Annotated in this window: 13 protein-coding genes and 2 tRNA genes; 5 read left to right on the top strand and 10 right to left on the bottom strand. The window is 37.1% G+C overall.

The genetic code is table 11. The annotated features are described in order from the left end of the window. Positions 1-41: 41 nt before the first annotated feature. Both BARBAKC583_RS01470 and BARBAKC583_RS01465 read right to left on the bottom strand, forming a co-directional pair. Positions 42-3,176, bottom strand: coding sequence for an efflux RND transporter permease subunit (locus tag BARBAKC583_RS01470; RefSeq protein ID WP_005766209.1), 3,135 nt, complete (start codon positions 3,174-3,176; stop codon positions 42-44). Continuing rightward, positions 3,173-4,309: an efflux RND transporter periplasmic adaptor subunit gene (locus BARBAKC583_RS01465; protein WP_005766207.1), complete on the bottom strand. Its 1,137-nt coding sequence runs from the start codon at positions 4,307-4,309 to the stop codon at positions 3,173-3,175. The genes BARBAKC583_RS01470 and BARBAKC583_RS01465 overlap by 4 nt, the downstream gene beginning before the upstream one ends. 380 nt (positions 4,310-4,689) lie before the next feature. Between BARBAKC583_RS01465 and BARBAKC583_RS01460 the strand changes: the two genes are divergently transcribed. Together BARBAKC583_RS01460 and rpsU are read left to right on the top strand one after the other, a co-directional pair. Beyond that, positions 4,690-4,766, top strand: a tRNA-Arg gene (locus tag BARBAKC583_RS01460). 400 nt (positions 4,767-5,166) lie between these two features. Continuing rightward, positions 5,167-5,400 (top strand): 30S ribosomal protein S21, encoded by a 234-nt coding sequence (gene rpsU / locus BARBAKC583_RS01455; RefSeq protein WP_005766206.1) that lies wholly within the window; start codon positions 5,167-5,169, stop codon positions 5,398-5,400. 468 nt (positions 5,401-5,868) lie between these two features. Here the strand turns inward: rpsU and BARBAKC583_RS01450 are convergent, their stop codons facing one another. Together BARBAKC583_RS01450 and BARBAKC583_RS01445 are read right to left on the bottom strand one after the other, a co-directional pair. Continuing rightward, positions 5,869-7,242 (bottom strand): glutamate--cysteine ligase, encoded by a 1,374-nt coding sequence (locus BARBAKC583_RS01450; RefSeq protein WP_005766204.1) that lies wholly within the window; start codon positions 7,240-7,242, stop codon positions 5,869-5,871. A gap of 66 nt (positions 7,243-7,308) precedes the next feature. Then, complete coding sequence (locus BARBAKC583_RS01445; RefSeq protein WP_005766203.1) at positions 7,309-8,052, bottom strand: 16S rRNA (uracil(1498)-N(3))-methyltransferase; 744 nt, start codon at positions 8,050-8,052, stop codon at positions 7,309-7,311. A gap of 225 nt (positions 8,053-8,277) precedes the next feature. Between BARBAKC583_RS01445 and BARBAKC583_RS06950 the strand changes: the two genes are divergently transcribed. After that, positions 8,278-8,421, top strand: coding sequence for a hypothetical protein (locus tag BARBAKC583_RS06950; RefSeq protein WP_005766201.1), 144 nt, complete (start codon positions 8,278-8,280; stop codon positions 8,419-8,421). Positions 8,422-8,517: 96 nt separating this feature from the next. Here the strand turns inward: BARBAKC583_RS06950 and BARBAKC583_RS01440 are convergent, their stop codons facing one another. Beyond that, positions 8,518-10,398, bottom strand: a complete 1,881-nt coding sequence (locus BARBAKC583_RS01440; protein WP_005766199.1) for an AsmA family protein — start codon at positions 10,396-10,398, stop codon at positions 8,518-8,520. Positions 10,399-10,703: 305 nt separating this feature from the next. Between BARBAKC583_RS01440 and folD the strand changes: the two genes are divergently transcribed. Beyond that, positions 10,704-11,603: a bifunctional methylenetetrahydrofolate dehydrogenase/methenyltetrahydrofolate cyclohydrolase FolD gene (folD, locus tag BARBAKC583_RS01435; protein ID WP_005766197.1), complete on the top strand. Its 900-nt coding sequence runs from the start codon at positions 10,704-10,706 to the stop codon at positions 11,601-11,603. A 250-nt stretch (positions 11,604-11,853) separates the two neighbouring features. Here folD and BARBAKC583_RS01430 read toward each other — a convergent pair whose 3' ends face one another. The 4 genes from BARBAKC583_RS01430 to BARBAKC583_RS01415 all read right to left on the bottom strand — a co-directional run bounded on the left by BARBAKC583_RS01430 (position 11,854) and on the right by BARBAKC583_RS01415 (position 16,043). After that, positions 11,854-13,137: an NAD(P)/FAD-dependent oxidoreductase gene (locus tag BARBAKC583_RS01430; RefSeq protein ID WP_005766195.1), complete on the bottom strand. Its 1,284-nt coding sequence runs from the start codon at positions 13,135-13,137 to the stop codon at positions 11,854-11,856. Between the two features lie 11 nt (positions 13,138-13,148). Further along, complete coding sequence (locus BARBAKC583_RS01425) at positions 13,149-14,576, bottom strand: glutamine synthetase family protein (protein WP_005766194.1); 1,428 nt, start codon at positions 14,574-14,576, stop codon at positions 13,149-13,151. 190 nt (positions 14,577-14,766) lie between these two features. Continuing rightward, positions 14,767-14,843: transfer RNA gene (locus BARBAKC583_RS01420), tRNA-His, on the bottom strand. Between the two features lie 111 nt (positions 14,844-14,954). Further along, positions 14,955-16,043 (bottom strand): quinone-dependent dihydroorotate dehydrogenase, encoded by a 1,089-nt coding sequence (locus tag BARBAKC583_RS01415; RefSeq protein ID WP_005766192.1) that lies wholly within the window; start codon positions 16,041-16,043, stop codon positions 14,955-14,957. Positions 16,044-16,590: 547 nt separating this feature from the next. On the opposite strand from BARBAKC583_RS01415, the gene mscL reads away from it, so the two are divergent. Next, entirely contained in the window at positions 16,591-17,007 is a 417-nt protein-coding gene (mscL, locus tag BARBAKC583_RS01410) for a large conductance mechanosensitive channel protein MscL (protein ID WP_005766189.1), read from the top strand. 580 nt (positions 17,008-17,587) lie between these two features. Here mscL and BARBAKC583_RS01405 read toward each other — a convergent pair. Further along, entirely contained in the window at positions 17,588-20,197 is a 2,610-nt protein-coding gene (locus BARBAKC583_RS01405; RefSeq protein ID WP_005766188.1) for a DNA translocase FtsK, read from the bottom strand. Positions 20,198-20,347: the final 150 nt, after the last annotated feature.

The following is a 20,347-nucleotide window of genomic DNA, read 5'->3' as shown; positions in this document are numbered from 1 at the left end:
ACAAAAGCTTTAAAATTTATCGGCCTTGCATTCTATAAAAATCATGTAGCTTGGTTTAATTCTCTTTCTAATTGCTTGGCTTCTTCTATTTTTGGTCTTATAAAACGCCCAAGCAAAAGGTAAACAACTGGTGTTACATACAAAGTAAAGATGGTCGCCAAACCCAAACCACCCACAATAACCCAACCTAAAGCTATACGCGCCTCTGCACCAGCACCTTTTGCTAAAATTAGAGGAATTCCCCCTAAAATAGCGCAAATCATCGTCATACACACTGGACGCAAACGGACATTAGCAGCTTCTTCTACAGCTTCACGCACGCTTCTACCTTGATCACGCAATTGATCTGCAAATTCAACAATCAAAATACCATTTTTAGCCATAACACCAATCAATAAAATTAAACCAATTTGACTATAAATATTAAGGCTAACACCACTCAAAAGCATAGCAATTACTGCGCAACCTAATCCTAACGGAACAGTAGCCATTATTATAAAACCCGAAACAAAACTTTCAAACTGTGCCGCCAAAATTAACAAAATAATCAAAAAAGCAATACCAAAAACAACCATTAAATTAGAAGATGTTTCACTAAGAGTGGCGACTTCTCCTAAAGGAACAACATAACTCCCCTCTGATAAGAGAGGAGAAGAAATTTCTTGTACAATTTGATACGCATCCCCTAAAGTAATATTTGGAGCAAAATTCGTGCTTAAAATAACAGCATTCATGCGTTGCTCCCGTTTTAATTGAGGCGCAATAGCTTTTTCATGCAAATGTGCAATCATTGATAAAGGCACATATTTGTTATTTTTTGCTTTCAAAAGAATATTTTCTAAATCAGCAGGATTATCAATAAACTTTTCACGCGATGTCAGTTTGACATCGTAAGAATGATCATCCACATAAATGGAACCAATTTTTCTTCCATCTAACATTGTCTGCAATGTATTACCTAAATTAGTAATATCAACCCCCAAATCAGTGGCTTTTTCTCGATTAATTTCAATAAAAAATTGTGGTTGTGTTGCATCACTAGCAAGCTGTGGACGAATAAAACGTTGATCAGCCTGTAAAGCATTTACAAGCTGATCAGCAATTGATTGTAATTTTTCATAATTATTCCCAAGAATTGCAAACCGTAATCCTTGGCCGGTTCCCCTGACCCCAAGAGAATTACCTTGTGCAGCAAATACAAATACTGCTGGGAATTGCCTAATCTTGGAATTAATATCGTTCACAATTTCTTGTTGACTACGCGAGCGTTTATCCCAAGATGAAAGCAACAAGATAAGAAAAGCATTATTAGATGCGCCTCCAGCTCCTGCAATAGAATAGCTGTTAACAATTTCACCAGCATCACGCAACGGTTGTAAACTCTCTTCAATTTGCTTTACTTGCTCATTCAAATATTGCGTTGAAATACCCTGGGGCCCACGAATGACCAAAAAAATCATTCCTCTATCTTCTGCTGGTGTTAGCTCCTGTTGTAATTTCATATAGCCTCCAATACAAAGGCCAAAAAAAACAAATGAAATAAGTATAACAGTCCAGGGCCGTCCCAAACATTTATGCAAATAATAAGCATAATTCCTGCTAAAAAAAGCACCCAATTTATCCAATATAATGAAACGACGTACGTCTTCTTTATTCTCTTCAACATGTTCTTTAAGAAAACGCGCAGCAAGCATAGGACAAAGAGTTAAAGCAACCACTGAAGAAAGTAGAACAGAAATTGCCAATACAAAACCAAATTCCCTAAAAAGCCCCCCAACTTGCCCAGGAAGAAAAGAGATAGGTACAAAAACAGCTACCAATGTTAATGTTGTTGCAACAACAGCAAAAAATACTTCACGTGTTCCTAACACCGCTGCAGACCGAGAACCGTGTCCCTTATTGCGCCACCGAACAATATTCTCCAGCACAACAATTGCGTCATCTACAACAAGCCCTGTTGCTAAAACAAGCCCTAAAAATGTAAGAATATTTAAGGAAAAACCTGCAAGATAAATCGCAGCAATTGTTCCAATTAAAGCAACTGGTATCGATAAAGCAGGAATCAGCGTTATACGAATATCTCTCAGGAAAATAAAAATAACAAAAATAACACTCAGCACAGCAATCACTAACGCAATCTCAACCTCATGAAGAGCGCTCTTAATAAAAATAGAATCATCACTGATAATACTGATCTGCACAGAAGGAGGAATAATCATTTTAAGACGGTCAAGAGTTATTCGAACATCTTTAGAAATATTAAGAGTATTAGATTGTGCCTTACGCACAATACCTAGCCCTATCCCCTCTTCGCCGTTAACACGCAAAATAACTGTTTCTATATCAGGCGATAAAGTAACACGGGCAACATCGCCAATAAGCACATGTGGCTTTAATAAAACTCGCTCAAAATCTTCCGGTGTTGCCAAATGAGCTGTAGCACGAACAATTAAGGCCTGTTTAGCATTACGCAATGACCCCACAGGCACATCAACCATCATATCAGAAAGAGCACTTGAAATATCTGCTACACTTAATCCATAATTAGCAAGCTTTACTTGATCGATATCAATCTGAAAAATTTTTTTGCGAGCACTATCAACTTCTACATCAGCAACCCCCTCAACAGCGGAAAGAACGTCAACAATTTGATCATTTACAATGGTCGTCAGATCATCAATATTCATTGTCGGTGAGGTCACAACCAAATACATCATTGCCGCTGCATTCGAATCGGCTTTAATGATTAGAGGTGAATCTGCATCTTTCGGTAAAGAATAAGCAACACGAGAAAGAGCATCACGAATGTCAGATGCTGCAACATTCAAATCAACCCCAACATTAAACTGAATCTCTACACGAGAACGGCCAAAAGAAGACGTTGAAGAAATCGTTTTAACCCCCGAGACACGAGAAACAGCATCTTCTACAATTTTCGTAATTTCACGATCTATTGTTTCCGCTGAAGCACCAGCAAAATTCGTCATAACCGTTGTTACAGGAATATCAATATCGGGCAACTCACGTACATCAACGCCCATCCATGCCGAAAAACCTGCAATCATAATCATGGCATTTAAAACAAAAGTAAAAACCGGCCTACGAATAAAAAACGCCATGATATCGTTTTGCTGCAACTTTGCTAAAAGCTGTTTTGTCTCAAGTTGTTGACTCATTGTACATCCTGTTCATTGGCTAATGACTTTTGATGAGCCTTTGAATCTTGAATAAGAACACTCCTACCTGACTGGAGCATTTGTACCCCTTGGATGACAATTTGATCATCTTTTTCTAAATCAGCCTTCACAAATACCTGATCTGCCTTACGTTGAATAATAGATACTGGAACATATTCCACTTTACCATTTTTCACACGCCAAACGAATGATCCTTTACTGTTCCATTGAATTGCAAGAGGATCAACAACTGGAAATAGCCCTTCAAAAAATTGAAAAATAACGGAAAAAGACATACCAGGCATAAGTGTTTCTTGTTCATTCTGCAATTCAACTTGAACATGCAATGTACGGCTTTCGGCATCAATCATATTATCAATCGCATAAATACGACCAACAAAATTCTTGTCTGATTGCACTGTTGGCGCTATCGTTACTTCATCTCCTTTATGAAGATACGATGCATACTGTTCAGAAACCCACACATCAACAAGAATGCGCTCTCTATTCTCAATACGACCTATCACACTATTAGAAGATACAGCATTTCCCACACCAATAGGTAAAATACCAACGGTCCCGCTAATCGGCGCACGAATTGTCCTCTGATCAAGAGCCAAATTAGCATCGAGCAAAGCTAAATTTGCATTCTCTAACTCTAAACGTGCAGTAATTTCTTGAATCTCTGTTGCTGTATTGCTAGCACGCAACTTCATAATACGTGAAAGCGTTAATGCACTATTGTCATGGTGAATTTTTGCTTTTGCAACAGCTATTTCTTCCTTCTCAGAATCAAGCTTTGCAATCAAATCACCTTCTTGCACTTTAGCTCCAGATGACACAAAAAACTTATCAAGAACACCCGCTGACCAAGGGGTTAAATCTACTGCTGCAATAGCTTTTCCACTACCAACAGTATGAAGCTGTTTATAAAAATTTTGAACTTTAACAAGATCAACAACAACGTTCGCCGGCGGTATTTCCGCAGACGATTTCACTATTGTATTCGATGTATTTTTTGTTTCATTTGCTGCAGATGTGGTTTTTTCTGAATTATATTTGAACCCCAAATAAGAGGCAATCAGAACGATACTTAACAGCACGAATGGAATGATTTTTTTTAACAATCCCATACATCTATCCTTGCTTTACTTTACAATAATATAATAGGAATTTTTTCCTAAAATGATCTTCGACAGGAATATTTAGATTTTATGCAAAAATGAATTATAGACAGTGCATTACCCCCCTCTATAAAAACATATCTCATCTATCTATTTTGTTAGCTTGACTATCTTTAGGAGATAAAATCGTCAAGTTAACTATCGTTCATATTGAACTTCCACCGTAAATTTCAGGAAGAAAGCACTTCGCAAAACCAAAAATAATGTACAATGTCTTGCAAAAAATATATATCCTACTCATTAGAAGACAAAAAAATCACCAAGTTTCACTTGCAATTCGTCAACGAAACGATTAGGAACCCCATATCCTAACTGATAAAAAATTAAGTGCACCCGTAGCTCAGCTGGATAGAGCACCAGACTACGAATCTGGGGGTCAGGAGTTCGAATCTCTTCGGGTGCGCCACTTTATAAATTTCAAAAATCTCTCGACATACTTTCTGGCTACACCGTCAATTACATGATAAATCCATCAGGATAAAATTATATCATAAAAAATTTTCCTCTTGATAGAATCAGAGTCTATCGTTTGCAGAATAATCATGATCATGCTTAATTCTTTACTCTACCGCATCGTTAATTTTTGTTTGAAAATGAAATGAAGATTTTTTAAATGAATATCTGTAAACTCAATCATCAATCAAAAAGCTATTTATAGCAAAAAGAATAAGAGTTTTTTTAAAACCAATATAGACAAGCATCTCATTTATATGGTATGCGCCCTTTGTATATTCTTTTGACTTTGTTCAAAGGAGAGTAGGTTTTTGCCTATTTATTGATGACAATCAAACAAAGCAGGGTAAACTGTGCAAGTACTCGTTCGTGATAATAATGTTGATCAAGCGCTACGTGCGCTGAAAAAGAAAATGCAGCGTGAAGGTATCTTCCGTGAGATGAAGATGCGTGGATACTATGAAAAACCATCTGAAAAGCGCGCTCGTGAAAAAGCTGAAGCTATCCGCCGTACACGTAAATTAGCTCGTAAACGTGCCCAACGGGAGGGTATTGTGAGCAATGGTCGAACTGCTTCTGTACGATAATACTTTTTGTATTGTTGATATATCGTAAAAAGAGAGCACGAATGAGGGGGATATACACACTCAAAGTGCTTGCACCAGATAGCAATGTTTAGGTGATTTTTTACTTCAGGTTTGTTTTGATACTTTACCTAATTGTGGTGGTTGGTTTTTATTTATCATTGAAACGCTTCTTAGGATTCACGAATAAGTAAAAGCAAAGAGTGATTGTGAATTTATCGTTCTGTGTCCAAAGCAGCTTGCTAATATCGGTGATACACATTGAGAATTTGAGTTTCATACAATTCGATATCTTATGTCATTTCAATCAAACACACAGATATTTTAGAAATCATTCAAATCATAAATGACTCAATTATTATATAACAATATTACTCCTGATTTCACTTTTCTTATTAAAACTGCTCTCGACAAAATATCTACGCAATTATTATCTTTGAGAAGGTGAAAAATCTTCTTATCTCAAAAAATCTAATAGGCGTGCTCTACAAACAATGGCTCTGTAGACTCGCCCCAAATAGAGTAATAATGAGATAAAAACTTATCAGCGCTCGTCTGACCTGTTGTAATCACTTCTTCTAAAGGATCAAGAAAATTCGTCTCATCAAAACCATCAGAACCATATTGTTTGCGACTTTTTAAACCTTTGCGTGAAATAGCAATAGCCTGACTTGCTAATTCCAAAATTGTAGTCTGACGGAAAGGTGTTTTTATCCCTTCTTTGGCAACACGGTTACGCATATCTAAAACTTCTTCATAACACCAATCTTTCGTCAAAGCCTCAGCCTCACTTAGCGCTTCACTGTCATAAAGAAGCCCAACCCAAAAAGCAGATAAAGCACAAATACGCTGCCAAGAACCACCATCAGCACCTCTCATTTCTAAAAAGCGTTTTAAACGCACCTCAGGAAATAAAGTTGACAAATGATCAACCCAATCTCCCATAGTCGGAGTTGAATCTATAATCTGTCCTTTTAATGCTCCATTCATAAATTGACGAAATGTCACATGCGTACAATCGTGATAATGTCCATCGCGTATAATAAAATACATCGGAACACCAAGTGCCCATTCAACGTAATCAGCAAAGCCAAAGCGATCAGAAAATATAAAAGGGAGGATCCCAGTTCTCTGATTATCAGTACCGCACCAAATAGCAGAACGCCAAGACAAGAAACCATTTGGGCGCCCCTCAGTAAAAGGAGAACTCGCAAATAATGCTGTCACAATTGGCTGTAACTTCATAGATACTTGCATTTTCCGTCGCATATCTGTTTCAGATGAAAAATCAAGATTAACCTGAATAGTCGCTGTTCTATACATCATATCAAGACCATGATGACCAACCTTTGGCATATAGTTGGTCATAATCTTATAGCGTGACTTAGGCATTTGCGGCGTTTCAGGTAAAGTCCACTTTGGGCTAGCCCCCATCCCTAGAAAACCAATACCTAATGGCTGAGAAATTTTTTTGAGGAGATCCAAATGTTCCATCACTTCACAATAAGTATGGCCAACTGTTTTTAGCTTTGCACCAGATAATTCAAACTGTCCCCCAGGTTCTAAGGAAATAGCGCCTTGCCCCTCTGAGCCTACAAGGCCAATAATATTCCCCTCATCTAAAATAGGTTTCCAGCCTAAAACTTCTTGCATTCCTTCCAAAAGCACACGAATACCCTTTGCGCCTTCATACGGAACAGGATGAAAACCATTTATATAAAACGGAAATTTTTCGTGTTCTGTACCAATACACCAATCATTTTCTTCTTTACAGCCTTCTTGAAAATAGCCAATTAAAGATTCTAAATTATCAATTCTACCTTCATCAGTGGTATCAAATGCCATCAGTTCTCTTATCCTATTATGAGTTCTATCATTTTAAATGAATCTTTTTAAATGATATTGCAAGCCTTAATCGACGGACCAATCTCCCACGGTAGTATTAATAATTGCTAAAGCTGCAACAGCTGCAGTGTCAGCGCGTAAAATACGTGGCCCTAAAGATATAGGCACCACAAAAGGATATTTTTTCAATAAAATCCGCTCCTCTTCACTAAATCCACCCTCTGGTCCAATAAGAACGCCTACCGGCATTGCTCTATATTTTTTTAAAAGAGGTAATGGATTGTGAAACTCATGCGACTCATCACAAAAGAACAAGGGGCGTGCTTCATCCCAACTTGTTAAGAGCGCTTCTAAAGATACAGTTGGTGCACATTCTGACAAAGACAAGATACCACATTGTTCAGAAGCTTCAATAATATTGGCTTCTATACGTGCCATATTGATGCGCGTAACTTGAGTGTGATGTGTTATAACAGGTTGTAAAACAGACACCCCCATTTCTACAGCCTTTTGTACCATATAATCTAAACGAGCAGATTTGATCGGAGCAAAACAATAGACGAGATCTGAACGCACTGTTTGCACCCTCTCCTGATGGATAATCCGAACCACCACAATTTTTTTCTTAATCGTGATAAGCTCAGCAAGCCACTCGCCATCACACCCATTAAACAGCAAAATTCTTGCTCCTTCTCTCATGCGCAAAACATGTATAAGATAAGAAGCCTGCGAACCCTCTATAATCACTTCTGCATTCAAAACGAGAGGCTGCTGAATAAATAACCTTTGAAACTTATAATTTGCACGCATAAAAAATTTGTGCCAGAGCCAATTGTAATCGTCAAGAGAATGAAGCCACAAACACAATCAAAATTAAATGCGTATAACTGTAATATGAAAAACGACAGGATTTTTTATCTATATTAAATAATAATTTAAGTAAAATAAGCAGAGTGTGAATCGATTCTGTTTTCAGAAAAATCATACAATATCATTCACCATTGCACTCAATCGTTCACTATGTAAGAAGAAAATATGTCTGCTAAAAGAGCTACAGTTATTACTATTTCCACAATTTTAGCTTTTATTTTCATCATTGTAGGAATTGGTTCAGTTGGAGCAGATAGAAAGCACACAATAGCTGAAGATGGTTATGGAATTTCCATAAAACATCGATAGATGAACGCTGAATATTAAAATTTTTAACAAAAATCATATGCTTTGGTTATTTTTTATCTCTGTTGATTATTATGATTAACCATAAAGAACAAAAATTCAATTTTCATGAATATTTTTCTTAACAAAAAAATTACCCAAAGCCTGCTCCGTAGGGTCAAGGGAAAAAGCAAGAGACCATACGAGACTATTCGTAAGACACTGAATGTCCTTACACACAGTTTCTGAACGATTATTGCTTTGCAGTTCTGCTCGCAATATCTGTTTGTTTTGTTTACTTTTAGCTACAGAAAGTGTAGTGGGTTTCTGAATAAACAAGTTCCAATTCGTCGTATCCATTGATAGTGTTAGCGTTGTTATTGCGTCACTTGCAAACTTCGCTTTAACATCTAGGCGATCAAAAACTGTTGAGACCCCACCATCGTTAACTAAAAGAAATTTTTCGTTTTTTAGAAGTTTTTTCTGTAAATTATCCAAGTCATATCCAATTAGTCGACCAGTAGACATATTTAATGTTAACTGGCCTTGCATTTTTGCCAGAATCTCTGACCAGCGACCAGCCAGCACCTGTGTTGTCATAATAAAATTAGTTTTAGCCTGTACAAATGGAATAAATCCTAAAGTATCCGAAACAGCTTTCGTATCAATAGAAGTTCCCGAAGTCCGTCCTTCAATGCGCACTTTTTTATCATTGGGTATTATCTGGATGTTGCTTTGAATAGATCCACCAAAAAGGTTAGCATTTCCGAGATCAAAAATACCACGTCCATTTTTAAGTTGTATTGCTGCCGCTAAATTTGTAAGTTCTACATTACCTACTTTTGCTCGTGGTGCTGAAAGTCGCACGTCCAATCCAATGCGATTGAAAATTGTTGTATCAAAGAATTTATTCTTCTCTTCAACTGATAACAATGTCGATTCTAATAGGCTAAGATCTAAATTATCAAAAGCCAAAGATCCAATGATAATCGGTACGCTATTTTGAAAATTAAATTCCAAAGCGCCACGTGCATTTGCTGCTCCCATTGTAAATGTAACATTGTTCATTTGAATACAGGTTGGTTGCGCTAAAAAATGAGATTCCCATACAATAGGTATCTTAAATTTGTGTCCAAAAAACTCACGACCACCAATCCAAGCCAATGTCTGATCCCAACCAGGAGAACGCACTGATACTTTCCCATCAACAACATAATATTCAGATAGTTGTGCCTGTCCTACAAATGTTATACCACCACGCAATGAGTTCATACTGATCTTAAGCGGACTTTTTCCTCCTGCTAAAAGTAATAAAGCTTGATCCGCATTAATTATTAATTCTGTCAACTCCCCACGCCAATGAGCATTTGCCCGAAAACGCGCTGCTCGTGTTGATTCTGGCCAATCCATCGTTGCATTTAATCCCGTTATTTTTTCTGCTACATCAGAAACGCTATCACGATAAACTAGGACTCCATTTTTAATAACAACACGCCCAAAAGGTTGGCGTAAAAGATGTTCCACATCCGGTTGATCAGGGTTATGCATAACAACTTCACGAGCACTGCGTATTGTTAACCCCAACGCGCCTTGTGACTGTGAAAGTGTATCAAAAAAATCAGCTATTGTTTTGACAGGCTTTTCTATAACAAACTGTGGACGTATGATCCGCGTCTCTGAAAAAGAAACGCGCTTCCACAGAAGATCAATCAAAGAAAGATCCACTTCTATTGATTCAGCCTCCATCAAAGGTGCATTATCATCAATTTTTTGTGTTAAAGTAACACCAGAAAGAAATGCTTTTGGGTAAGGAAAAAGATCCAATCGTGGAGGATCACGCAATTGCACATTATAGCCTGTCCATGCACTTAAATCCTGCGCCAAACGGATACGAATTGCATCTGTCGAAACGATATAGGGAAGAATGATAACAGCCGCACCAAACAAAAAAACAACCGCAAAAAAAATCCCGCTCAAAAATTTTACTATTTTAGCACGCACAATTTCCTCTACATTTCTCTATACAGATAAAATTAGGCTAAACGAGCAGAAAAAAGGATTTTTATAATCCTATAATCGGTAATATTTATATAATAGTCTAAATTTTATCCAGACTCTATTAGCACAACAATGTTGCTACCTTTTTATAAAACAATTATTTTTTAATATTCTCTCAAAATTAAAGATGCATCAAAACTATTCAATTACTTTTACCATGCTTACTTCAATATCGCCATAACACTCTGTTTATTACCCCAAAATGCTTTACAGAAGAACAGAATGGTTCGACCGAAAGGATTGCCCTAATGGATAATATTATCGACGGAAAAAAACTTGCTGAAAATGTTATTGCTAAAGTAAAAAACGAAACAGAAAAGCTCAAAAACAGCCATAACATACAACCAGGAATTGCTGTTATCATCGTTGGAGATGACCCTGCAAGTCAGGTTTATGTCGCATCAAAGAGTAAAAAAGCTGAAGAATGCGGTTTTTTTTCAATGAAGCATGTACTTCCCAAAGAAGTGGAAGAATCAGAACTCCTTCAACTCATCGAAATATTAAATTCTGATCCCAAAATCCATGGTATTTTGGTACAACTTCCTTTGCCTGCGCACATTAATACAGATAGAGCAACACAGGCTATTGCTGTTGAAAAAGATGTTGATGGTTTCCATTATATCAACATCGGCAAGCTGGCAGCAAATGCAATTAAAGATGCCATTATTCCATGCACACCAGCTGGTGCCATGATGATGATTGAGCAACAATGTGGGCAAGATTTATCCGGTCTTAATGCTGTCATCGTTGGACGTTCCAATATTGTTGGAAAGCCTATGGCAGCCCTACTAACAGCAGCCAATGCTACTGTAACACTTGCCCACAGTCGAACCCGTGACCTTGATGAAATATGCCGTAGAGCGGACATTCTAATCGCAGCTGTTGGCCGTCCACAAATGATAAAAAAACACTGGGTTAAAAAAGGTGCAATTGTTATTGATGTTGGTATTAACCGAATTGCAGCACCAGAAAAAGGCCCTGGGAAAACCCGTCTTGTTGGTGACGTTGACTTTGAAGAGGTTAAAGGAAAAACCCTAGCTATCACTCCTGTACCAGGGGGAGTAGGGCCTATGACTATTGCTATGCTCATGGTCAACACACTCAAAGCGGCAGCCCGATCCCTTAAGCTACCCGTACCAAAATTCTAAACATGCTGCATTTGATAAAGCTCTATAAACACGCTTTATCAATTTTTTTCAACAAAGGACACTATACTAAATTCTATGCAATATTTATGATGAACGAGTACAAAAATCTATCAATCAAAGTAAGATATTGGGAAAGAAGATATTAAAATACTCTCATCAACCATTGGCTCATCCATTATCCTATTCAAAATCAAAGCTTTTCTACTTGAGAAGAAAGATTATTCACTTTTTGCATCTCAACAATAACGAATTAAAAACGATCCATCAAAGAAAACCAATTCATTGCCAAAAAAACGAGCGGATAACGCAATATTTTTCCACCTGGAAAAGATGAAATCTTTAAATCTTGAAAAGATTTAAAACGTTCATGATTGCCAGACAACCACTCAGCGTATAATTTCCCCATAAAGGGAGCGAGTATAACTCCATGCCCTGAATATCCACCACAATAAGTGACACCAGGCATAATTTGGCGAACATAAGGCATACGTTCAACCGTAATTGCTACTGTTGCACCCCAACGATGCGTTAAATTTATAGAATGAAGTTGAGGATAAATTTCAGCAATTTGCTGACGTATACGTTCATCCAAATCAGCCGGACACTGATTATTATAACTTTCTACACCACCAAATAATAAACGATGATCAATGCTTTTTCGAAAATAACGAACCATAAAGCGAGAATCATCTACTGCTTCTCCCCCTGAAAGAATTGAATGATGCTCTGGTAATGGTTCAGTTGCCCCAATATAAGAACGAATAGCAACAACATTATTTTCAACAAAGTTTTTGAGTCCAAAATGATAAGCATTGGTTGCTAACAAAATATTTGTAGCTGTTATATTGCCTTTTTTTGTTGTTACAAAACACTGACCATTATTGCTCCTTATTCCTGTAACCTTCGTCTTTTCATAAAGTTTTACACCAGCCTTTTTTGCCTGTTTTGCTAACCAAACAATCAACTTCAAAGGATTGATATGGCCAGTTTGTACATCATAAATACCACCGTAATAAAAAGAAGAGCCAAGCCTTTCATCTGTTTCAGCTTTATTCATAAAAGTGAGACCATGATAACCATAGCGCTGCATAGTCTCAACATGTTTTTGATAGGTTTTGCTATGACGTTTTTTATGAATAACTGAAAACTGCCCTGCCATAAAATCGATATTACAATCAGGCATTGCAGACCATGATAAAATATCTCTTTTAGCTTCTTCAGCTAAATCAAAAAGCATTTTACTGCGTTCAAAACCATATTTTTTCTCCAGCGTTTCTACCCATTGTCGCTGACCTGTTCCTAATTGACCACCATTACGCCCCGAAGCACCATCACCAAAACGTGATGCTTCTAACAAAACAACACTGAGCCCAATTTTAGCTAAATGATAAGCAGCTGAAAGCCCTGTAAACCCTCCTCCAATGATAACAACATCGCACTGTGCTTGTGCATCAAAACATGGATAAGAGGGACGCTCTCCTATAGTATCTTCATACCAAGAAACACCTGGAGAAATTGAATTATAATGAGCCATAGTAATAATAGTTAAACATTAAGTAGAAGATACTCACGCTCCCAAGAACTAATCACGTCCATAAAAGTTTCAAATTCTTGTCGCTTAATAGCAGCATAAGTGCTCACAAATGCATCCCCTAAAATATCCCGTAACGCTTTATCTTGTTCAAATAAACTAACAGCCTCAATCAATCCACGGGGCAGTTCAATGTTATTAGAATTCACCGTTTTTTCTGTTGGTTTATCTGGTGTAAGCTTTTGCTGCAAACCAATAAGACCACATGCCAAAGAAGCTGCAATAGCTAAATAAGGATTAGCATCTGATGAAGGAAGTCTATTTTCAACACGTCGCCCTTGCGGAATAGAACGTGGTACACGAAAAGCTGTGGTACGATTATCGTACCCCCATTGCAAATTAACTGGCGCTGAAACATCAGGCATAAGACGCCGATAAGAATTAACATAAGGGGCAAGCATAACAAGCGCCCCAGCCATATGTCTTTGCAACCCACCAATAAAATGGCGAAAATATACACTTTCTCTGCCATCTTCCTCTGTAAAGATATTGGCACCAGTTTTTTGATCAATAATGGATTGGTGAATATGCATCGCAGACCCTGGTTGCCCTTGAATAGGCTTGGCCATAAAAGTTGCATACATATTATGTTTGAGCGCTGCTTCACGTAGCGTTCGTTTAAACATAAACACTTGATCAGCTAAGGTAATCGGATCACCATGACGTAAATTAATTTCAAACTGGCCGGCCCCTTCTTCATGAATGAGGGTATCGATTTCTAGCCCCTGTGCTTCTGAAAAATGATAAATATCATCGATCAACCCATTAAATTCATTAACACCCGCAATGGAATAGCCTTGTCCTCCACCAATAGAACGTCCAGAACGACCAACTGGAGGTTCTAAGGGATAATCAGGATCAGGATTCTTTTTCACCAAATAAAACTCAATTTCTGGTGCGACAACTGGTTTCAAGCCCATTTGATTATAAAAATCGATCACTGTCTGCAATACATTGCGCGGTGTATACTCAACAGCCTGCCCATTTTGATATCTAATATCACAAATTACTTGGGCTGTAGGAGCCCCTTCCCATGGCACAATACTCAACGTAGAGAGATCAGGATCAAGACGTAAATCACCATCTGTTGTGGGATATTCAAAACCATTGCCATCTTCAGGATAATCTCCTGAAATTGTCGTCATAAAAACTGCTGAAGGTAATGCCAAAGATGCTTCTGATGTGAATTTTTTAGAAAGCATCATTTTACCCCTTGCTACACCTGCTTGATCAGGCGTAATACACTCAATATCTTCTACTCCTCGAAATGCAAGCCATTGTGACACTTGTTCCCAATTGTTGACACCACGTAAATTCTTCAAAAAATCAGAAACAGGCTCACATTTTTTGCGTTTCATTTTTTCGCTACTATTCACAGCCATCAGATATCAACTTAAAAAACAATTCAAGCTCCCCCATTTATAGTATCACTTTACTTTATATGTAAGATGCCACATAAAAATTCCGTTAATTAAATTTTCTAAAGAACACTATTATACACTAAACTTTAATCAAGACAAAACATGCCTTGTGATCTCTAAAAATTTTTCATCGTATCAAAATCGTGGAAATTGGTACGGTTGGTGGGATTTGAACCTACGACCTCTGGTGCCACAAACCAGCGCTCTAACCAGCTGAGCTACAACCGCATTATGCAAATACTTAACCCTTTGCCCTGTGTGACATACGGAAGATCAAAAGAGTTTGCAAGCCCCCTTAAAAAAATCCTGCATTTTTTTTGCAAAAAAGCAATATCTTTATTACAAATGAAGCTCGAACTTTGCCCACTTCTCAACATGATGATCCCGGTAAGCTTTTATGGTATCAACACCATCTTGCTGCATCATCTGCAATACATCTTTTGTAATATTTTTAGCAAGATCTGGTCCTTCATAAACCATCCCACTATAAAATTGCACTAAATCAGCACCAGCCTTAATTTTTTCCAAAGCTGTTTGAGCATCCCACACACCACCAACACCAATGATTGCAATATCTTTACCCAGTTTTTGACGCATTTTTGCAAGGACAATAGTAGAACGCTCAAATAATGGACGACCAGATAACCCTCCCCCTTCATTCATAAACGCGCTCTTCTTAAGACCTTGGCGAAAAAGTGTTGTATTAGAAACAACTAAACCATCAAAATCAGAAAGACTTAATTCTGCAGCGACATCATCCAATTCTTGTTCTGTCAAATCAGGCGCAAGTTTTAAAAAAATCGGAATAGAAAATCCATGTTTTTTCTTGTTTTCACTCCGTGCTTGCGAAATTTCCTTAATCAAAAGACGTAAATTATCACGTGCCTGTAAATCACGTAAGCCCGGAGTATTAGGAGAGGAGATATTGACTGTAAAATAATCAGCAACATCATAAAAACAAGTAATACCTGCTACGTAATCACCAATTCTATTAAGCGTATCTTTATTGGCACCAATATTAACTCCAACGATATCAGACTTTTTACGCCCTTGCAGCCTATCGTGAACAATTTGGTGTCCATCATTATTGAAACCCATTCTGTTAATAATTGCTTCATCTTCTTTCAAGCGGAAAAGCCGCGGCTTAGCATTGCCAGCCTGCGGTTTTGGTGTCACTGTACCAACCTCAGTAAAACCAAAACCGAGACGAAAAACAGCATCGACAACCTCTGCATTTTTATCAAATCCTGCAGCAAGACCCATAAAGTTTTCAAATTTAAGACCTGCAACCCTTACAGACAAACGCTTATCGACAATTCTTTTATGACTATTCAATCCACTTTTCAGCCACAAAATAGCCAAATTATGTGCATGCTCCGGATCCAACATAAATAAAGCAGAACGACCAATACACTGAAAGAAACTCACAAACTATACTCCATAAAATGAAAAATTTTCCTCTTTATATAATTTACATTCCCTAACATTAAAAACTATCAACAAAAACAAATACATCAAAAAAATAAAGAAACAAATTGCTACTGTAAAAAGCTCATCATACAATAGTTTAAGAAGCCATTTTGATAAACACTAATCTATCAGGAAATACCTCGCTTTTTTCTAGCCATTGCTCAAACATTAAGAAACGCATTGACATATCAACTGATTCCTAACACACATTTTCTCAATATCTTTCCTTAAAATATTTAAGTTGCATAGGCCAAGGCCAATCCAAGTATATTTCCGCACTTTGTAATTGGAAAGAAAATAAAATTCATTTATTCAAATTCTATAAATACTATTCTTATTCAATAGAACAACGCATCTCATAGATAACTTTCACCTATTTTATTGCTATTAGAGTATTTATACTTGCGCTATAATTTATCCAAAAATTTAAAATCACTCTTTCTTTTTTCGTTAAAAGCGATAATTAGGAATTACTATGTGTAGCGTACATAAACAAAGGAACACAATGCTTAAAGAATTCAAACAATTTGCCTTAAAAGGAAATATGGTCGATCTAGCCGTCGGTGTTATTATAGGAAGTGCTTTTGGTGGTTTAGTTAATTCAGTTGTGAACGATATTTTTATGCCAATCATTGGTCTTATTACAGGTGGTATTGACTTTTCTAATATGTTTATTCAGCTCGCTGGTGATAAGAAAGCTACATTACTTGCTGCAAAAGAAGCTGGAGCAACCCTTAGCTATGGAAACTTTATAACACTTTTAATTAATTTTCTGATTATTTCCTGGATTCTCTTTTTTTTGGTCAAGGGAATGAACAAAATGACCCAAAAACAAGAAGAAGTAGAAAAACCAAAAGAAATGTCTCCAGAAGGAAAGCTTCTTACTGAAATCAGAGACTTACTAGCCGCTCAGAAAGAATAAATTCACACCTAATTTCATTGCTTGAGCATAAGAAATAGTATTTCTGAAATTGTCCCTTAAGATATCGGAAATGAATGGAAGGTAGGAGTCAATCTCCTTAACCATTATATACATGCTGATAAGTGCAAAACAATGCCAGCAAATGTACTATCATCACATTGACCATTCTTCGCTCTACTCTCTAATAAAATGAAAATTCTTTCGTAATCGATGAGTCAGAAACATATATGTTCCTTACAGTGACAGGCTACATGCTCATTAATTATAACAACAGATGATGCTGTTGTCAGCCCAACCAGGAATGAAATGAAAAGAATAATTTTCTTTAAGCAAAAACATTTTGTTTAAACTAAAAAATTTCAATAAAAATCAGATACTCTTATCCCTATTTAATGGCATCCATAAGAAAACGAAAAAGCGAAAAACGCTGTAAAACTAATTTACATAAAGAGTCTTATGATCATTCGACGAAAAAATAAGAGCGGAAACAATGCCCACTCTTAATACAGCAAAAACAAACTTTAATCTTTGCAACTGCTACTTTGATATACTTTTGAATTAGCTTAATTAATTAGCTTAATTATTGCCACTCATTACATAAAATTTCACGTTTACCTACATGATTAGCAGTCCCAACAATGCCCTCTTCTTCCATTCGTTCAACAAGAGAAGCAGCCTTATTATAGCCGATTGAAAGACGACGTTGAATGTAAGATGTTGAACACTTTTTATCACGCATAACAATTTTAATAGCCTGATCATAAAGCTCGTTACCCTCCTCATCCAAATTTCCATTTTCAGCAATAGATTTAGCATCCTCTGCGCCATCATCGCTCTCACTGTCTGTTACTGTTGATAAATACTCAGGTTTTCCTTGTCTTTTAAGATGAGCTACCACAGTTTCAACTTCTTCATCAGAAACAAAGGGGCTATGAACACGAATAATACGCCCACCACCAGCCATATAAAGCATATCTCCCTGCCCTAGAAGGGTCTCTGCCCCCTGTTCTCCCAAGATTGTTCGACTGTCAATTTTTGATGTTACCTGGAAAGAAATACGGGTAGGAAAATTTGCTTTAATCGTGCCCGTAATAACATCAACAGAAGGACGTTGCGTTGCCATAATAAGATGAATCCCCGCAGCACGTGCCATTTGTGCTAAGCGTTGAATGGCACCTTCAATTTCTTTACCAGCAACCATCATAAGATCAGCCATTTCATCAACAATAATGACAATATAAGGAAGCTGTGTTAGGTCCATCGTTTCTTCATGATAAAGCATTTCCCCTGTATCTTTATCAAATCCGGATTGTACAGTGCACGTAATTATCTCGCCTTTTTCTACCGCAAGAGCAACCCGTGCGTTAAACCCATCAATGTTGCGAACACCTAACTTAGCCATTTTGCGATAACGCTCTTCCATTTCACGAACTGCCCATTTGAGAGCTGTTACTGCTTTTTGGGGATCAGTTACAACAGGTGTTAAAAGATGTGGAATGCCATCATAAATAGAAAGCTCTAGCATTTTAGGATCAACCATGATTAAACGACACTGCTCTGGTGTCATTCGATAAAGAATGGATAAAATCATCGTGTTAATAGCAACTGATTTTCCTGACCCTGTCGTCCCTGCAACTAATAAATGAGGCATTTTGACTAATTCTGCAATTACAGGTTCACCATTAATCCCCTTCCCTAAAGCAAGAGCTAATTTAAATTGACTATCACGAAAACTGTTTGATTGGATTAATTCTCGTAAATAAACAACTTCACGTACCGTATTTGGCAATTCAATCCCAATTACATTGCGTCCAGGAATCACGGCAACACGTGCAGAAATAGCAGACATAGAACGTGCAATATCATCAGAAAGACCAATAACGCGCGATGATTTGACCCCAGCAGCAGGCTCAAATTCATACATTGTTACTACTGGTCCTGGACGAACATGGATAATCTCACCTTTAATTCCAAAATCTTCTAAAACATTTTCCAAAATCCCAGCACTATACTCTAATGTTTCCTCCGAAATGACCGTGTCACTCTGAAAAACGGGCTCCTGTAACAAATCAATCGGAGGAAATTCATAAGTGCCATAATAAACGAATTGAACGTTTGATACAAAGCCAGTATTACGGCTACAAAGCGGTGTATTCGTAGCTTGCAATGCTTTTCTTCCTGCTTTTGTCGAAGAAAGATCTGATGCACTCTTTGCTACATTGCCTTTCATATAATCAATAATATTATTTTGATTATTATTAACCGCAATCTCCATCAGCCCATCACCAACCTCATGAGCAGGCGCATCAACCATAGATAACTCTTGGATCTCTTGAACATTTTCTATTTCTTGGATCTTTTTAACATCCCCATCACCCCTAAAAATAGGCTCAGTACTCTGTATTTGAACTTCTCTAGAAGCTTTATTGTTTGTAAAACTCAAATCAAAAATTGGTTCAATATCTTCAACACTCTCTGCAGAAATTTCTGACACCGTTGAATCATGAGACTGCGGGAAACGGCATTTAAGCACACGATAAAGAGAAGTAATTGACATATCAGAAACAGCTTCCGATAAAGTCTCATTATTTGCAGAATCAATAGATGTTGCTTCTCTTTGTGGATCTTGCACCTTGATTTGTTCTAGCATCAAAGGCTCGCATTCAAAAAATGCGGTATCAGAAAGATAGCAAAAAGGCTTTATCCCTTGCTCTACGCTCTCTGCTTGCACTGCATGCACATATTGAGTTGAAGCATGTTCAGTTCGCGTAGCAATAATCTGTTGCTCTGACTGTTTAAGAATTGTTGAAGAATAAAATGACGATTTATTATCAACTGATTGAGCATTAAGCTCTTTCTCTACTAATGGAAGCTTTATTGATTCTTGGTCACATTTTATAATATCTGTCAGCTTTTGTGATTCTTGCTGTATAAAAGCTTCAAATTGTTTTGCAAAAATCGGATCTTTTTCTATACGACGGCGCAGAATCTCAACTTCCGGTGTTCGAGTAAAACGCACATTTTGTCCAAGAGTAAATGCCTTTTCCCACACGGCTGGATAAGAAAACATCTTAGAAATATTAGAAAATGAATTTTCTTCTGATGCGTTTATACTTCTTTCTGATACGCTTTCTGCATTGTTGTCAGAAAAAAAAGATACTGAATCGGATTGTGTTTTTAAATTACGCATAGCACCCAACGAAATTATAACAATGAGAATGATTTCTTTTTCAGAGAAAATACGTAAGTGCTATACTATGAAGGTTAATAATTTTTTTCCGACAATTAATTTTGAATAAAAAAATAATTTTTGAAAACAATAAATATAGTTAAAAAAGCT

This window comes from Bartonella bacilliformis KC583 (assembly GCF_000015445.1).
GTDB classification, from domain to species: Bacteria; Pseudomonadota; Alphaproteobacteria; order Rhizobiales; family Rhizobiaceae; genus Bartonella; species Bartonella bacilliformis.
This window is presented reverse-complemented; position numbering and strand designations above follow the sequence as displayed.

Bases quoted from the DNA above. Each gene is read 5' to 3' on its own strand.
- BARBAKC583_RS01470 (WP_005766209.1), bottom strand. From the start codon at position 3,176: ATGAGTCAACAACTTGAGACAAAACAGCTTTTAGCAAAGTTGCAGCAA.
- BARBAKC583_RS01465 (WP_005766207.1), bottom strand. From the start codon at position 4,309: ATGGGATTGTTAAAAAAAATCATTCCATTCGTGCTGTTAAGTATCGTT.
- BARBAKC583_RS01450 (WP_005766204.1), bottom strand. From the start codon at position 7,242: ATGGCATTTGATACCACTGATGAAGGTAGAATTGATAATTTAGAATCT.
- BARBAKC583_RS01445 (WP_005766203.1), bottom strand. From the start codon at position 8,052: ATGCGTGCAAATTATAAGTTTCAAAGGTTATTTATTCAGCAGCCTCTC.
- BARBAKC583_RS06950 (WP_005766201.1), top strand. From the start codon at position 8,278: ATGTCTGCTAAAAGAGCTACAGTTATTACTATTTCCACAATTTTAGCT.
- folD (WP_005766197.1), top strand. From the start codon at position 10,704: ATGGATAATATTATCGACGGAAAAAAACTTGCTGAAAATGTTATTGCT.
- BARBAKC583_RS01430 (WP_005766195.1), bottom strand. From the start codon at position 13,137: ATGGCTCATTATAATTCAATTTCTCCAGGTGTTTCTTGGTATGAAGAT.
- BARBAKC583_RS01425 (WP_005766194.1), bottom strand. From the start codon at position 14,576: ATGGCTGTGAATAGTAGCGAAAAAATGAAACGCAAAAAATGTGAGCCT.
- mscL (WP_005766189.1), top strand. From the start codon at position 16,591: ATGCTTAAAGAATTCAAACAATTTGCCTTAAAAGGAAATATGGTCGAT.
- BARBAKC583_RS01405 (WP_005766188.1), bottom strand. From the start codon at position 20,197: ATGCGTAATTTAAAAACACAATCCGATTCAGTATCTTTTTTTTCTGAC.